12 protein-coding genes and 1 pseudogene are annotated in these 13,951 nt (G+C 69.3%); 12 read left to right on the plus strand and 1 reads right to left on the minus strand.

Translation table 11 applies throughout. From position 1 onward, the window contains the following. The first annotated feature begins 83 nt into the window (after positions 1 to 83). From arc to prcA, 6 genes and pseudogenes are all read left to right on the plus strand, one after another. The gene (gene arc / locus IF55_RS00385) at positions 84 to 1,850 is read left to right on the plus strand and encodes a proteasome ATPase (protein WP_030879177.1); all 1,767 of its coding nucleotides are present in this window, start codon (positions 84 to 86) and stop codon (positions 1,848 to 1,850) included. A gap of 368 nt (positions 1,851 to 2,218) precedes the next feature. Then, positions 2,219 to 3,730 (plus strand): depupylase/deamidase Dop, encoded by a 1,512-nt coding sequence (dop, locus tag IF55_RS00390; protein WP_078643305.1) that lies wholly within the window; start codon positions 2,219 to 2,221, stop codon positions 3,728 to 3,730. Positions 3,731 to 3,873: 143 nt separating this feature from the next. Further along, positions 3,874 to 4,092 (plus strand): ubiquitin-like protein Pup, encoded by a 219-nt coding sequence (locus IF55_RS00395; protein ID WP_030879180.1) that lies wholly within the window; start codon positions 3,874 to 3,876, stop codon positions 4,090 to 4,092. Positions 4,093 to 4,210: 118 nt separating this feature from the next. Beyond that, a pseudogene (locus IF55_RS36600) lies at positions 4,211 to 4,423 on the plus strand (endonuclease VII domain-containing protein); the annotation flags it as partial. Next, entirely contained in the window at positions 4,375 to 5,220 is an 846-nt protein-coding gene (gene prcB, locus IF55_RS00400; protein ID WP_030879183.1) for a proteasome subunit beta, read from the plus strand. The pseudogene IF55_RS36600 and the gene prcB, both read left to right, overlap by 49 nt. A gap of 78 nt (positions 5,221 to 5,298) precedes the next feature. After that, the gene (gene prcA, locus IF55_RS00405) at positions 5,299 to 6,096 is read left to right on the plus strand and encodes a proteasome subunit alpha (protein ID WP_030879198.1); all 798 of its coding nucleotides are present in this window, start codon (positions 5,299 to 5,301) and stop codon (positions 6,094 to 6,096) included. 82 nt (positions 6,097 to 6,178) lie between these two features. Here the strand turns inward: prcA and IF55_RS00410 are convergent, their stop codons facing one another. Further along, positions 6,179 to 7,162, minus strand: a complete 984-nt coding sequence (locus tag IF55_RS00410; RefSeq protein WP_037963796.1) for a LacI family DNA-binding transcriptional regulator — start codon at positions 7,160 to 7,162, stop codon at positions 6,179 to 6,181. Between the two features lie 242 nt (positions 7,163 to 7,404). On the opposite strand from IF55_RS00410, the gene IF55_RS00415 reads away from it, so the two are divergent. The 6 genes from IF55_RS00415 (at position 7,405) to IF55_RS00440 (ending at position 13,828) form a co-directional block, all read left to right on the plus strand. Next, positions 7,405 to 8,664 (plus strand): MFS transporter, encoded by a 1,260-nt coding sequence (locus IF55_RS00415; protein WP_030879202.1) that lies wholly within the window; start codon positions 7,405 to 7,407, stop codon positions 8,662 to 8,664. A 9-nt stretch (positions 8,665 to 8,673) separates the two neighbouring features. After that, positions 8,674 to 10,035: a Pup--protein ligase gene (gene pafA, locus IF55_RS00420; RefSeq protein WP_030879208.1), complete on the plus strand. Its 1,362-nt coding sequence runs from the start codon at positions 8,674 to 8,676 to the stop codon at positions 10,033 to 10,035. Between the two features lie 149 nt (positions 10,036 to 10,184). Continuing rightward, positions 10,185 to 11,210 (plus strand): FKBP-type peptidyl-prolyl cis-trans isomerase, encoded by a 1,026-nt coding sequence (locus IF55_RS00425; protein ID WP_030879210.1) that lies wholly within the window; start codon positions 10,185 to 10,187, stop codon positions 11,208 to 11,210. A gap of 145 nt (positions 11,211 to 11,355) precedes the next feature. Then, positions 11,356 to 11,730 (plus strand): FKBP-type peptidyl-prolyl cis-trans isomerase, encoded by a 375-nt coding sequence (locus IF55_RS00430; RefSeq protein WP_030879214.1) that lies wholly within the window; start codon positions 11,356 to 11,358, stop codon positions 11,728 to 11,730. A 113-nt stretch (positions 11,731 to 11,843) separates the two neighbouring features. Then, positions 11,844 to 12,863, plus strand: coding sequence for a helix-turn-helix transcriptional regulator (locus IF55_RS00435; protein ID WP_030879219.1), 1,020 nt, complete (start codon positions 11,844 to 11,846; stop codon positions 12,861 to 12,863). Positions 12,864 to 12,880: 17 nt separating this feature from the next. Further along, complete coding sequence (locus tag IF55_RS00440; protein ID WP_030879222.1) at positions 12,881 to 13,828, plus strand: helix-turn-helix transcriptional regulator; 948 nt, start codon at positions 12,881 to 12,883, stop codon at positions 13,826 to 13,828. The last annotated feature ends 123 nt before the right edge of the window (positions 13,829 to 13,951 follow it).

The following is a 13,951-nucleotide window of genomic DNA, read 5'->3' on the forward strand; positions in this document are numbered from 1 at the left end:
GGTTTGTGATCTAGGGGTTTCAACCTGCACCGGCCCAGGTAGGGTCAGGAAGCGTCCAGCTCCCCTTGGAGGAGGTGAGGACCGTGGCAGCCCACGACGACGACATCAACCGCGGCATCCGGCCGGGGCGAGGGTCTGAGGACCCCGCCGGTCAGGTTGCCTATCTTGAGCAGGAAATCGCCGTCCTGCGGCGCAAGCTCGCCGACTCGCCGCGTCACACGAGGATTCTCGAAGAGCGGATCGTCGAGCTGCAGACCAACCTGGCCGGAGTGTCCGCTCAGAACGAGCGGCTCGCCAACACACTCCGTGAGGCCCGCGACCAGATCGTGGCCCTCAAGGAGGAGGTCGACCGGCTCGCACAGCCGCCGGCCGGCTTCGGGGTCTTCCTGCAGGCGAACGAGGACGGCACCGCCGACATCTTCACCGGCGGCCGCAAGCTCCGCGTGAACGTCAGCCCGAGCGTCGAGCTCGAAGATCTCAGGCGCGGCCAGGAGGTCATGCTCAACGAGGCGCTCAATGTGGTCGAAGCCATGGAGTTCGAAAGCGCCGGGGACATCGTCACCCTCAAGGAAATCCTTGAAGACGGCGAGCGCGCCCTGGTCATCGGGCACACCGACGAGGAGCGGGTGGTGAGGCTCGCCGAGCCGCTGCTGGACATCACCATCCGACCCGGCGACGCACTGCTGCTCGAACCCCGATCCGGCTACGTCTACGAAGTCATCCCGAAGAGCGAGGTCGAAGAACTCGTCCTCGAAGAGGTCCCGGACATCGACTACACGAAGATCGGCGGCCTGGGCAACCAGATCGAACTGATCCGCGACGCGGTCGAGCTCCCCTATCTCTACCCCGACCTCTTCAAAGAGCACGAACTCCGGCCCCCCAAGGGCGTCCTGCTCTACGGCCCGCCCGGCTGCGGCAAGACACTCATCGCCAAGGCCGTCGCCAACTCCCTCGCCAAGAAAGTCGCCGAAGTCACCGGCAAGCCCGCGGGGAAGAGCTTCTTCCTCAACATCAAGGGCCCCGAACTGCTCAACAAGTACGTCGGCGAAACCGAGCGGCACATCCGCCTCGTCTTCCAGCGAGCCAGGGAGAAGGCCAGCGAAGGCACCCCCGTCATCATCTTCTTCGACGAGATGGAGTCGCTCTTCCGCACCCGCGGCTCCGGCGTCAGCTCGGACGTCGAGAACACCATCGTCCCGCAGCTCCTCGCCGAGATCGACGGCGTCGAAGGGCTGGAGAACGTCATCGTCATCGGCGCCTCCAACCGCGAAGACATGATCGACCCCGCCATCCTGCGCCCCGGCCGACTCGACGTGAAGATCAAGATCGAGCGCCCCGACGCCGAGGCCGCCAAGGACATCTTCTCGAAGTACCTGACCCCGACCCTGCCGATCCACACGGACGACCTGGCCGAACACAGCGGCTCCGGCGCCTCCGCGGTCTCCGGCATGATCCAGTCGGTCGTCGAGCAGATGTACGCGGAATCCGAGGAGAACCGCTTCCTGGAGGTCACCTACGCCAACGGCGACAAGGAAGTCCTCTACTTCAAGGACTTCAACTCCGGAGCGATGATCCAGAACATCGTCGACCGTGCCAAGAAAATGGCGATCAAGGCATTCCTCGACCACAACCAGAAGGGCATCCGCGTCGCCCACCTGCTCGCCGCCTGCGTCGACGAGTTCAAGGAGAACGAGGACCTGCCCAACACCACCAACCCGGACGACTGGGCCCGCATCTCCGGCAAGAAGGGCGAGCGGATCGTCTTCATCCGCACCCTCGTCACCGGAAAGCAGGGCGCCGACACCGGCCGCTCCATCGACACAGTGGCCAATACCGGCCAGTACCTGTAACACCACCGTCCGGCTGCGGATGTCCTGCACGGGGCGTCCGCGGCCGGACGTATTTTTCGGCTCAACCAAAACCGCCCCATACCCACGGACACCGACGCACCCCACAGCGGTTCCGCGACATAATCCAACCCACCCCAACGAACCGCACCGAACGTCAACCCAGCGACCGCAGCGAAAACCGGACGCCCGCCCCAAGGGCCCGACCCGAGCAAAGACTGTAATGATCTCCCCACCGCCGCAAAGCCGTTCTAGGCTCTTCGGTACCGCCGCGAAGCGCAGTGGGGGATCGGGACCGCACACGGACCGGAAGCGCAGCGGTACTTGAGCGCCTACCCCATCCGGGGGCGCCGCCGGGCAAGGAGGGCCGCATGACCGTACGGCGAGTAATGGGCATCGAGACGGAGTACGGGATCTCCGTCCCCGGCCACCCGAACGCCAATGCCATGCTCACCTCGTCCCAGGTCGTCAACGCCTACGCGGCGGCGATGCACCGGGCGCGACGAGCCCGCTGGGACTTCGAGGAGGAGAACCCGCTGCGCGACGCCCGCGGCTTCGACCTCGCTCGCGAATCCGCCGACTCCAGCCAGCTCACCGACGAGGACATCGGCCTGGCCAACGTCATCCTCACCAACGGCGCACGACTCTACGTCGACCACGCCCACCCCGAATACAGCTCCCCCGAGGTCACCAACCCCCGCGACGCCGTCCTCTGGGACAAGGCCGGCGAACGCATCATGGCCGAAGCCGCCGAACGCGCCGCCGGCCTCCCCGGCGCCCAGCCCATCCACCTCTACAAGAACAACACCGACAACAAAGGCGCCTCCTACGGCACCCACGAGAACTACCTCATGAAACGGGACACCCCGTTCTCCGACATCGTGCGCCACCTCACCCCGTTCTTCGTCTCGCGCCAGGTCGTCACCGGCGCCGGCCGCGTCGGCATCGGCCAGGACGGCCACGAACAGGGCTTCCAGCTCAGCCAGCGCGCCGACTACTTCGAAGTCGAGGTCGGCCTGGAAACCACCCTCAAACGGCCCATCATCAACACCCGCGACGAACCCCACGCCGACGCCGAGCGCTACCGCCGCCTCCACGTCATCATCGGCGACGCCAACCTCTCCGAGATCTCCACCTACCTCAAACTCGGCACCACCGCACTGGTCCTCTCGATGATCGAAGACGGCTTCATCGCCGCCGACCTCGCCGTCGACCAGCCCGTACGCACCCTCCACCAGGTCTCCCACGACACCTCTCTGCAACACCTGATCACGCTGCGCAACGGCCGTACGCTCACCGCCGTACAGCTCCAAATGGAGTACTTCGAGCTGGCCCGCAAGTACGTGGAGGACCGCTACGGCGTCGACGCCGACGAGCAGACCCGCGACGTCCTCACCCGCTGGGAGGACGTGCTGAACCGGCTGGAGCACGACCCCATGAGCCTCGCCGGCGAGCTGGACTGGGTCGCCAAGCGCGAACTCCTGGAGGGCTACCGCCGCCGCGACGGCCTCGACTGGGACGCCGCCCGGCTCCAGCTCGTGGACCTCCAGTACGCGGACGTACGCCCCGACAAGGGCCTCTACAACCGCCTCGCGGCCCGCGGCCGGATGAAGCGGCTCCTGGACGAGGGCGACGTCGAGAAGGCCCGTACGAAGCCGCCCGAGGACACCCGCGCGTACTTCCGCGGCCGCTGCCTGGAGCAGTACGCCGACGACGTGGCCGCGGCCTCCTGGGACTCGGTCATCTTCGACCTCCCCGGCCGCGACTCCCTCCAGCGCGTCCCCACCCTGGAACCGCTGCGCGGCACCCGCAACCACGTCAAGGAGCTCCTGGACCGCTGCCGCACGGCGGAGGACCTGGTGCGCGTACTGTCCGGGGGCTGAACCAGGGGACGAACCGGGGCTGAAAGGCCCGGCGCGTGGGAATCATAGAGGCGGTTCCCGGACGTTGGGGAAGTAAAAGGGCCAATGTCGGACCCTGCTTGTAGGGTCTGATCAAGTGCATCGAACCGAGCGGGGTGAGGTAGATGGCGACCAAGGACACCGGCGGCGGACAGCAGAAGGCGACGCGCTCCACCGAGGAGGTCGAGGAGCAGGCGCAGGACGCGCAGGCCGCGGAAGACCTCAAGGAGCGCCAGGAGAAGCTCAGCGACGACGTGGACTCCGTCCTGGACGAAATCGACGACGTCCTTGAGGAGAATGCCGAGGACTTCGTGCGCTCGTTCGTTCAGAAGGGTGGAGAGTGATTTCACCTTTGAATCCAAGGCTTGAGGGGGAGCCGGGGAGTGTCTGAAGAGCAGGGGGAGAAGCGCTGCTCGCGGTGCAAGGAGCACCGGCCGCGGGCAGCCTTCGCGGCCAACAAGTATCTGCGTGATCTGTCTCGCGGCTCCAGCAGTGCATGTGGATCACTGCCATCAGACGGGTAGGGTCCGTGGCGTACTGTGCTTCAACTGCAATTCGGCCATCGGCAAGTTGGGAGACGATCCCGGCACCTTGCGTCGGGCCATCGCATACCTGGAAGGAAACGCGTGGAAGCCAACACTCGTAGCTCAGGGCGTCTACCGGCTGCCTTCCTGACGCCCGGCTCGTCCTCGTTCCTGGACTTTCTGACCGAGCACTCTCCGGAGCTGCTGCCAGGGAATCGGGAGGTGCCGTCGGTGCAGGGGGCGGTGGAGCTGCCGCATGGGACGACCATTGTCGGGGTGACGTTCGAGGGCGGCGTGGTGCTCGCCGGGGACCGGCGGGCGACGATGGGCAATATCATCGCGCAGCGGGATGTGCAGAAGGTGTTCCCGGCCGATGAGTACTCGGCCGTCGGTATCGCCGGTACGGCCGGGCTGGCCGTGGAGATGGTGAAGCTGTTCCAGCTTGAGCTGGAGCATTTCGAGAAGGTGGAGGGGGCCACGCTCTCGCTGGAGGGCAAGGCCAACCGCCTGTCGACCATGATCCGCAGCAATCTCGGGATGGCCCTGCAGGGGCTCGCCGTGGTGCCGCTCTTCGCGGGGTGGGACGTGGGGCGGGGGAAGGGTCGGATCTTCTCCTATGACGTCACCGGCGGGCGCTCGGAGGAGTTCGGGTTCGCGGCCATCGGTTCCGGTTCGGTGTTCGCGCGCGGGGCGCTGAAGAAGCTCTACCGCGAGAACCTGACGGAGAGTCAGGCCATTACGCTCGTGACCCAGGCGCTGTACGACGCCGCCGACGACGACTCGGCGACCGGTGGGCCGGATCTGGCGCGCCGTATCTATCCCGTGCTCACCGTGATCTCCGATGAGGGGTTCCGGAGGCTGACGGAGGAGGAGGCGTCGGAGGCCGTCCGCGCGATCCACGAGCGGCGGCTCCAGGAGCCGGACGGCCCGCGGGCCGAGTTGCTCTAGCCCCGCGGACCTGCCGGAATGTTCCCCAGCCGCCGCTGGGCGGTACCCCAGCCACTGACAGAAAGGGACGGATAGCCGGTGTCGACGCCGTTCTATGTCTCACCCCAGCAGGCCATGGCCGACCGCGCCGAGTACGCCCGCAAGGGCATCGCGCGCGGCCGAAGCGTCGTCGTGCTTCAGTACACCGACGGCATCGTCTTCGTCGCCGAGAACCCGTCCCGTGCGCTGCACAAGGTCAGCGAGATCTATGACCGGATCGCTTTCGCCGCGGTCGGCAAGTACAACGAATTCGAGAATCTGCGGATCGCGGGTGTGCGCTACGCGGATCTGCGTGGTTATACCTACGACCGGCATGATGTGACGGCTCGCGGGCTGGCCAATGTCTATGCCCAGGCGCTGGGCACGATTTTCTCCAGTGCGGCGGAGAAGCCGTATGAGGTGGAGCTGATTGTCGCGGAGGCCGGGGAGGGCCCCGAGGATGATCAGATCTACCGGCTGCCGCATGATGGTTCGATCGTGGACGAGCATGGTTCGGTGGCGGTCGGTGGCAATGCCGATCAGATCAGCAGCTATCTCGATCAGCGGCATGTGGACGGTATGACGCTCGGCGAGGCGCTGAAGCTCGCCGTCGAGTCGTTGTCCCGGGACAACAACGGCGGGGAGCGCACGCTGACCGCCGAGCAGTTGGAAGTGGCGATCTTGGATCGTACGCGGCCGCAGCAGCGGAAGTTCAAGCGGTTGCTGGGGAGTCAGCTCACGCGGCTGCTGGCGGATGGCGACGCGGGCGCGGTGGCGGCCGAGGACTCTTCGGAGCCGGGGTCGGCGAGCTCGGATTCGGGCTCGGATTCCGGGTCGGGCTCGGACGCCGGGGAGTAGCCGGCGGCCCTTCGTTCGTGGTTCTTCGCGCCCGTGGCGGGCTGTTGTCCGCCGCGGGCGCGCCGCGTTTCGGGGGCGGCCTTCACCTGTCCGCGGGGGGCGGGGCCGTGGAGTCGCGTACGACCAGTTCGCCGGGGAGCTCGGTGGGTTCGGGGGCGCGGCCGTCGAGTACGGCGATGAGGGCCCGTATGCCGGCTTCGCCGACGGCGGCGGCCGGCAGCCGTACGGTCGTCAGTTCCGGTTCGAGGGCGGTGGCGAGTGAGAGGTCGTCGAAGCCGGTGATCGAGAGGTCGTCGGGGACGCGCAGTCCGAGACGTCGGGCGGCTTTGCAGGCGCCCGCGGCGATGAGGTCGTCGTCGCAGACCAGGGCGGTGGGGCGGGGGCCTGGTCCGCTGAGGGCGCGTTCGGCGGCGGCGCGGCCTTCGGTGACGCCGAGGGCGGTGGGTTCGGTGCGCAGGGTGGCGTCGGGGGCCTGGTGGACCGCGGTGGCGAGTGCTTCGGCTCGTACGTGGAAGGTCCATGAGTCGATGCCGGCGGCTATGTGGGCGAAGCGGCGGTGGCCGAGGGCGAGCAGGTGTTCCGCGGTGCGGCGCATGCCGTCGGCGATGTCGAGGTTGACGGTGGCGGCGGCGTCGGAGCGCAGGGGGTCGCTGTCGAGCATGACGAGGGGGAGTCCGCCGCCGCGGAGGGTGGCGAGGGCGTTCGCGGCCATGGAGGAGGCGATGATTCCGTCGACGGCGGCGCGTGCGGAGTCGAAGGGGTCGCGGGCGGGGCCGATGCCGTCGGGGGAGGGGTAGAGGACGACGCCGACGCTGTGTTCGGCGGCGGCGTGGGCGGCTCCGGCGTGGACGCGGGCGAAGAACTCGTTGGTGAGGGCGGGGACGACGAGGAGGGCGGTTCTGGTGCGGCCGAGGCGGAGGTTGCGGGCGGCGAGGTTGGGGCGGTAGCCGAGTTCGCGGGCCAAGGCGCGTACGGAGTCGGCGGTGCGTTCGGAGACGCGGCCGCGCCATTTGTCGCCGAGGACGAGGGAGACGGTGGCCTGGGAGACGCCGGCGGCGCGGGCCACGTCGCGGCTGGTGGTGCGGTCGGCGGTGGGCCGGTGGGCCGGGGTGGTGGGTTCGGTTGTCGGGTCGCCGTGTCCGTGTGGTGTGCCGCCCTCGGCTGTCACGTCGCCGCTCCTTCGTTCCCCGTTCGGTGCGGTGGTGAGCTTATCGGGGGTGGACCGGGGGTTGTTGGCCGTGATAGGTGTGACCCCGAACGTTATACGTAACACCTCGGGCGTGGTCAGGGGTCGTGAAGGGGCGGGCGATGGCGGCGGGCTATGGGGATCTGTTGCGGACGCGGCACGCGGCGCGGTTGTTGTGCGGGACGCTGCTGGGGCGGCTGCCCAATGCCACCGCCACGCTGGCGATCGTGCTCTTCGCGCGTGCGGAGGGCGGTGGATACGGGCTGGCGGGGGCGCTGACGGCGGTCTACGGGGTGGGGAACGCGGTCGGTCAGCCGCTGCTCGGCCGGGCCGTGGATCTCTACGGGCAGCCGAGGGTGATGCTGCCGGCGTCGGTGCTGTCCGCGCTGTCGGTGGCGCTCTTCACGGTCTGCGGGCTGAGTCCGCTGCCGGTGGTGTTCGCCGCGATGCTGCTGGCGGGGTTCTTCACGCCGCCGCTGGAAGGGGGGCTGCGGGCGCTGTGGCCGAGCGTGCTGGGGCGCGAGGACCGTATCCACGCCGCGTACGCGCTCGACGCGGTGGCGCAGGAGGTGATGTTCGCGGTCGGTCCGCTGCTGGTGACGCTTCTGGTGGCGGCCTGGTCGCCGACGGCCGCCCTGCTGGCCGTCAACGCGCTCGGGATCGCGGGCGCGCTGTCCGTGGTCGTCTCCCCGCCGTCGCGGCGCTGGCGCAGCGCGCCGCGTGAGGCGCACTGGCTGGGGGCGCTGCGCTCGCCGGGTCTGCTCGTGCTGCTCGGTTCGTTCTTCTTCGTGGGCCTGGCGCTCGGTTCGATCGCGGTGGCGGCGGTGTCGTACGCGGAGGGGCATGGCGGGGGCCTGGTGTCGAGCTATCTGCTGTCGGGGCTGGGCGTGGGGGCTCTGGTCGGGGGTGTGGTGTACGGGGCGCGGCAGTGGCCGGGCGTTCCGGAGCGGCGGCTGCGGCTGCTGGTGACGGCGCTGGCCGCCGGGTATCTGCCGCTGATGCTGGTGCCGGGGGTCGTCGCGATGACCGCGTTGGCGGCGTTGGCGGGGGTCTTCCTGGCGCCGGCGCTGGCGTGCGCGTTCGTCGTGGTGGACCGGCACGCGCCGCGGGGGACGGTGACGGAGGCGTTCTCCTGGCTGGTGACCAGCTTCGGGGTGGGGGCGGCGATCGGGGGCGCGGTGGTGGGGCCCGCGGTGGAGTACGGGGGGACGGCGGCGGGTTTCGCGGTCGCGGGTTTCGGGGGGTGCGCGGCGCTGGCCGTGCTGCTGGTGACGCGGGGCTTCCTGGCGGTCGCCGAGGGTCCGGTGGTGGGCGGACGGGGGGCGGAAAATGATCGAAACGCGGTTGTCGAACCCGGTTTCAGAGCAGGCCATCAGGCGTAATGTTCAGTCATGGACCGCCGCATTTTCGGGCTGGAGAACGAGTACGGCGTCACGTGCACGTTCAGGGGACAGCGCCGACTGTCACCTGACGAAGTGGCGCGCTACCTCTTCCGCCGAGTTGTTTCCTGGGGCCGCAGCAGCAACGTCTTCCTGCGGAACGGCGCCCGTCTCTACCTCGATGTGGGTTCGCACCCGGAATACGCGACTCCCGAGTGCGACAACGTGACGGAGCTCGTCACCCACGACAAGGCGGGCGAGCGCATTCTCGAAGGGCTCCTCGTCGACGCCGAGCGCCGCCTGCACGAGGAGGGGATCGCGGGCGACGTCTATCTCTTCAAGAACAACACCGATTCGGCGGGCAACTCCTACGGCTGCCATGAGAACTACCTGGTCGCCCGGCACGGGGAGTTCTCGCGGCTCGCGGACATCCTCATTCCGTTCCTCGTCACCCGGCAGTTGCTGTGCGGTGCGGGCAAGGTGCTCCAGACGCCGCGCGGCGCGGTGTACTGCGTCAGCCAGCGGGCCGAGCACATCTGGGAGGGCGTCAGTTCGGCCACCACGCGCTCGCGTCCGATCATCAACACGCGTGATGAGCCGCACGCGGACGCCGAGCGCTACCGCCGGCTGCATGTGATCGTCGGGGACTCCAACATGTCCGAGACGACGATGCTGCTGAAGGTCGGTGCCACGGATCTCGTGCTGCGCATGATCGAGGCGGGCACGGTGATGCGGGATCTGACGCTGGAGAATCCGATCCGGGCGATCCGCGAGGTCAGCCACGACATAACGGGACAGCGCAAGGTGCGGCTCGCCAGCGGGCGCGAGGCGTCCGCGCTGGACGTGCAGCGCGAGTATTACGAGAAGGCCGTCGATTTCTGCGAGCGCCGCGGGATTCGTACGGGCACGGTCGAGCGGGTGCTGGAGCTGTGGGGCCGTACCCTCGACGCGATCCAGGAGGAGGACCTGGACCGGATCTCCACGGAGATCGACTGGGTCATGAAGTATCAGCTCATCGAGCGGTACCGGGCCAAGAACAACATCACGATGTCGCATCCGCGGGTGGCTCAGATAGATCTCGCGTACCACGACATCCACCGTCGTCGGGGGCTGTATTACCTGATGGAGCGGCGGGGTCAGGCGGCGCGGGTGTGCGACGACTTGAAGATCTTCGAGGGGAAGTCGGTGCCGCCGCAGACCACTCGGGCGCGGCTGCGCGGTGACTTCATCCGGCGGGCGCAGGAGCAGCGCCGGGACTTCACCGTGGACTGGGTGCATCTCAAGCTGAACGACCAGGCGCAGCGGACGGTGCTGTGCAAGGACCCGTTCCGGTCGGTGGACGACCGGGTGGAGAAGCTGATCGCGGGGATGTGATCCCGTATCTGTGCAGGGGCTGTGTGCCCGCTGTGCGCCGGTGTCGCGGACGCCGGCGCACAGCCGTGTCCGGCTGGGTTGATAGGCGGTGCGCAGGCCGTAGAGTGGCGGGCGTTCCCCCGCCGCCCCCTCTAGCCCGAGTTGGACTGATGAAGCACACGAAGAACACACGGCGCCGCCTCGCCGTGGCGCTGGCCGTCCCCGCACTGCTGCTCACCGCCTCGGCGTGTGGCTCGGAAGACGGCGGCTCGTCGGACGGCAAGGCCGTGGCCAAGGTGTCGGGGAAGTTCGGGGAGAAGCCCGAGATCTCCGCGCCCAAGGACGCCAAGGCGTCCGGCAAGCTCGTCGTGAAGACCATCAGCAAGGGCAATGGTCCGAAGGTCGAGAAGGACTCCTATACGCGGTTCGACTTCGCCGGCCAGACCATGAAGGACGACAAGAACCTGGGCAGTAGCTGGGACCTTCAGCAGCAGGGCGGCGGCAAGGGTCCGCGCCCCCAGATCCTCCTGCCGATGAACCAGGAGGGGGCGCAGCAGGCGGCGCAGATGCAGCAGCCGGCGCCGCTGCCGCCGAAGATCTTCGACGCGCTCGTCGGGCAGCAGGCCGGCAGCCGTGTCGAGGTGGAGGGCACGGCGAAGGCGCTCCTCGGCGAGGGGCTCAACAAGGACGTCCTCAAGCCCGACGACGGCCTGGTCTGGGTCCTCGACATCGCGGGCACGCAGAAGGTCGACCCCAAGAGCGAGGCCAAGGGCGACCAGGCGAAGCCGGACGAGGGGATGCCGGAGGTGAAGGCCGAGCCGCAGAAGGCCGCGACCATCACCATGCCCAAGGGCGAGAAGGCACCCTCGGAGCTCAAGGAGCAGGTGCTGATCAAGGGCAAGGGCGAGGAGATCAAGGCCGGTGACGGGCTCATCGCCCAGTACACCGGGGTCCTGTGGGACGGCGGCAAGAAGTTCGACTCGTCCTGGGACCACGCCGGTGCGACGGCCTTCCAGATCGGTGTGGGGCAGGTCGTGCCGGGCTGGGACAAGGGCCTGGTCGGCAAGCATGTGGGGGACCGGGTCGAACTGGTCGTACCGGCGAAGCTGGCCTACGGCGACAAGCCGGGGGAGGGCAGCGGCATCCCCAAGGGCGCCACGCTCGTCTTCGTCGTCGACATCCTCGGCAAGGCCTGATCGTCGGCGAGGGCCGACGGGCCGGGGCCGCGTCGGCGAGGCGCGGCGGGGCTGTTCGCCGTGGAGGGGTCTGATCAGCGCTTTCGCGCCATGATCTGCCAGACTTGGCGGGCTGACCGAACGTGTCTTCCGTAGGAGAAAATTCGTGAACATCGACAAGCCCGAGATCGACTTCCCGGACGGGCCGGCCCCCACCGAGCTGGAGGTCGTGGACCTGTGGGAGGGCGACGGCGCCGTCGCCAAGGCCGGGGACAACGTCTCCGTGCACTACGTCGGCGTTTCGTTCTCCACCGGTGAGGAGTTCGACGCGAGCTGGAACCGCGGCACGCCGCTCCAGTTCCAGCTCGGCGCCGGCCAGGTCATCCCCGGCTGGGACCAGGGCGTGCAGGGCATGAAGGTCGGCGGTCGCCGCCGGCTGACGATCCCCGCGCACCTCGCGTACGGCGACCGCGGCGCCGGCGGTGGCCGGATCGCGCCGGGCGAGACGCTGATCTTCGTCTGCGACCTGGTCGCTGTCTGAGACTGGTCACAACGGACCGAGGGCCCATGCCGACCGGCGTGGGCCCTCGGCTTTTGCGGCACGTGCCGCGAGCGGTACGGTCAGCGGTCGGGAGCACAAGAGAGAGGGCGTCGATGGCGATTGCCAAGGCCGAGCGGCTGATGAATCTGGCGCTGTGCCTGCTGGGGACACGCCGCCCGCTCAGCAAGCGGGAGCTGCGGAGTTCCATCGAGGCGTACCTGGAGGCGTTCGGCCCGGGGAACGGCGGGGGAGCGGGGGCGGGCGCGGCCCCGCGGTCCGGCGCCGTCATGTCCGGCGACGAGTCCTTCAACCGGATGTTCGAGCGGGACAAGGAAGACCTGCGCGAACTCGGCCTGATCATCGAGACCGTCGACATGCTCGACGGGGACACCGGCTATCTCGCCCGCCGGGACAGCAACCGCCTGCCGCCCATCACCCTCGACGCCGAGGAGGCCGCGGCGCTCGGTCTCGCCGCGAAGGTCTGGCAGCAGGCCCGGCTCGCGGGCGCGGCCAGCGGCGCGCTCCAGAAGCTGCGCGCCGCCGGGATGCCGCTCGCCGACACCGACTCGTACGAGAGCCCGGGGGCGCTCGAACCGCGGATCGCCGCGCACGAGGCCGCGTTCGAGCCGCTGATGCTGGCCGCCCGGGACCGCCGCCCCGTCGTCTTCGACTACCGCAAATCGAACGCGGCCCGTCCCGAGCAGCGCCATGTCGAGCCGTGGACGCTGGAGTTCTGCCGCGGCCACTGGTATCTGGCCGGCTGGGACCGCGACCGGGGCGCCGAGCGGGTCTTCCGGCTCTCGCGCATCACGGGTAAGGTCCGCTCCCGTGCCGCCGCCTTCACCGCCCCCGTGCCCGACCACGTGACCGTCCGCGAGACGGTGGAGAGCTGGGCCGGCGAGAACGCCACCGCGACCGCCCGCATCAAGCTGCGCGCCGGCCACGGATACCCGCTGCGTGCCAAGGCCCTCACCACCCACGCCCTGTCAGACGGCTGGGACGAGCTGGAGGTTCCGTACGGACATGGGCTGGATGCCTGGCTCGTGGAGTTCGGCCCCGACGTGATCGTGCTGGAACCCGCCGAGCTGCGGGCCGATGTCATCGACCGGCTGCGCGCGGTCGCCAAGGGCTGAGAGGTACACACAGCGACATGGCCAACGCCATCGACCAGACCCGCCGGATGCTCTCGCTGGTGACCTACCTGCGCGAGCGCCCCGGCGCGCGCGTCACGGACGTCGCCCGCGCCTTCGGCATCTCCGAGGACGAGCTGATCTCCGACCTCGACGTGCTGCCCATGTGCGGCACCAGCTTCCGCGGCGGGGACCTCCTGGACATCGACACCGACGGCGACCGCATCTGGTGGCACAACCCCGACGATGTCGCCGAGCCGCTGCGTCTCGCCGCCGACGAGGCCACGGCGCTGCTGGTCGCCGCCCGCGCCGTCGCCACCCTGCCGGGGCTGCGCGAGGGCGACCGGCAGGCGCTGCTGCGCGCCACGGCCAAGCTGGAGGCGGCGGCCGGCGAGGCGGCGGGGGCCAGCTCCCGGCTCTCGGTCACCTTCGAGTCCGAGGGCGGCGTCTTCGCGGACGTCGACCGGGCCATAGCCGAGCGCCGCCGGCTGTGGCTGCGCTACTACTCGCCCGCCCGCGACGAGCTGACCGAGCGCGAGGTCGACCCGATCCGGCTGTTCGCCGTCGGCCATACGTACGTGGAGGCGTGGTGCCGGCTCTCCGAGGCGCGGCGCACCTTCCGCCTCGACCGGGTCGCCGAGATCAAACTCCTCGACGAGCCCAGCGACCCGCCCCCCGTCGAGCTGCGCGACCTGTCCGAAGGGCTGGTGCAGCCGGCCGCGGAGGACCCCGAGGTGGTCGCCGAGGTCGGGCCGGGCGGCCGCTGGGTCGCCGAGTACTACCCGCACGACAGCGCGGAGGAGCTGCCCGACGGCGGTCTGCGGATCACGCTGCGCACCCCCGACCCCGCCTCGCTGCGCCGGCTGGCGCTGCGGCTCGGCCGGGACGGGCGGATCGTCTCGCCGCGGGGGCTGGCCGACAGCGCGCGGGCCGCGGCACGTGAGGCCCTCGCGGCGTACGGCGAGTGACGTGAGAGGCGTGTGACGCGAGCGGCGTGAGAGCACGAGCGGCGTGAGAAGACGAACGGTGAGAAAGCCGGAGAAGTCAGCGGAGTCGGGAAAGCCGGGAAAGCCGGGAAAGCCGGGAAAGCC

The sequence above is a fragment of the Streptomyces varsoviensis genome, from assembly GCF_000718635.1.
GTDB lineage: Bacteria > Actinomycetota > Actinomycetes > Streptomycetales > Streptomycetaceae > Streptomyces > Streptomyces varsoviensis.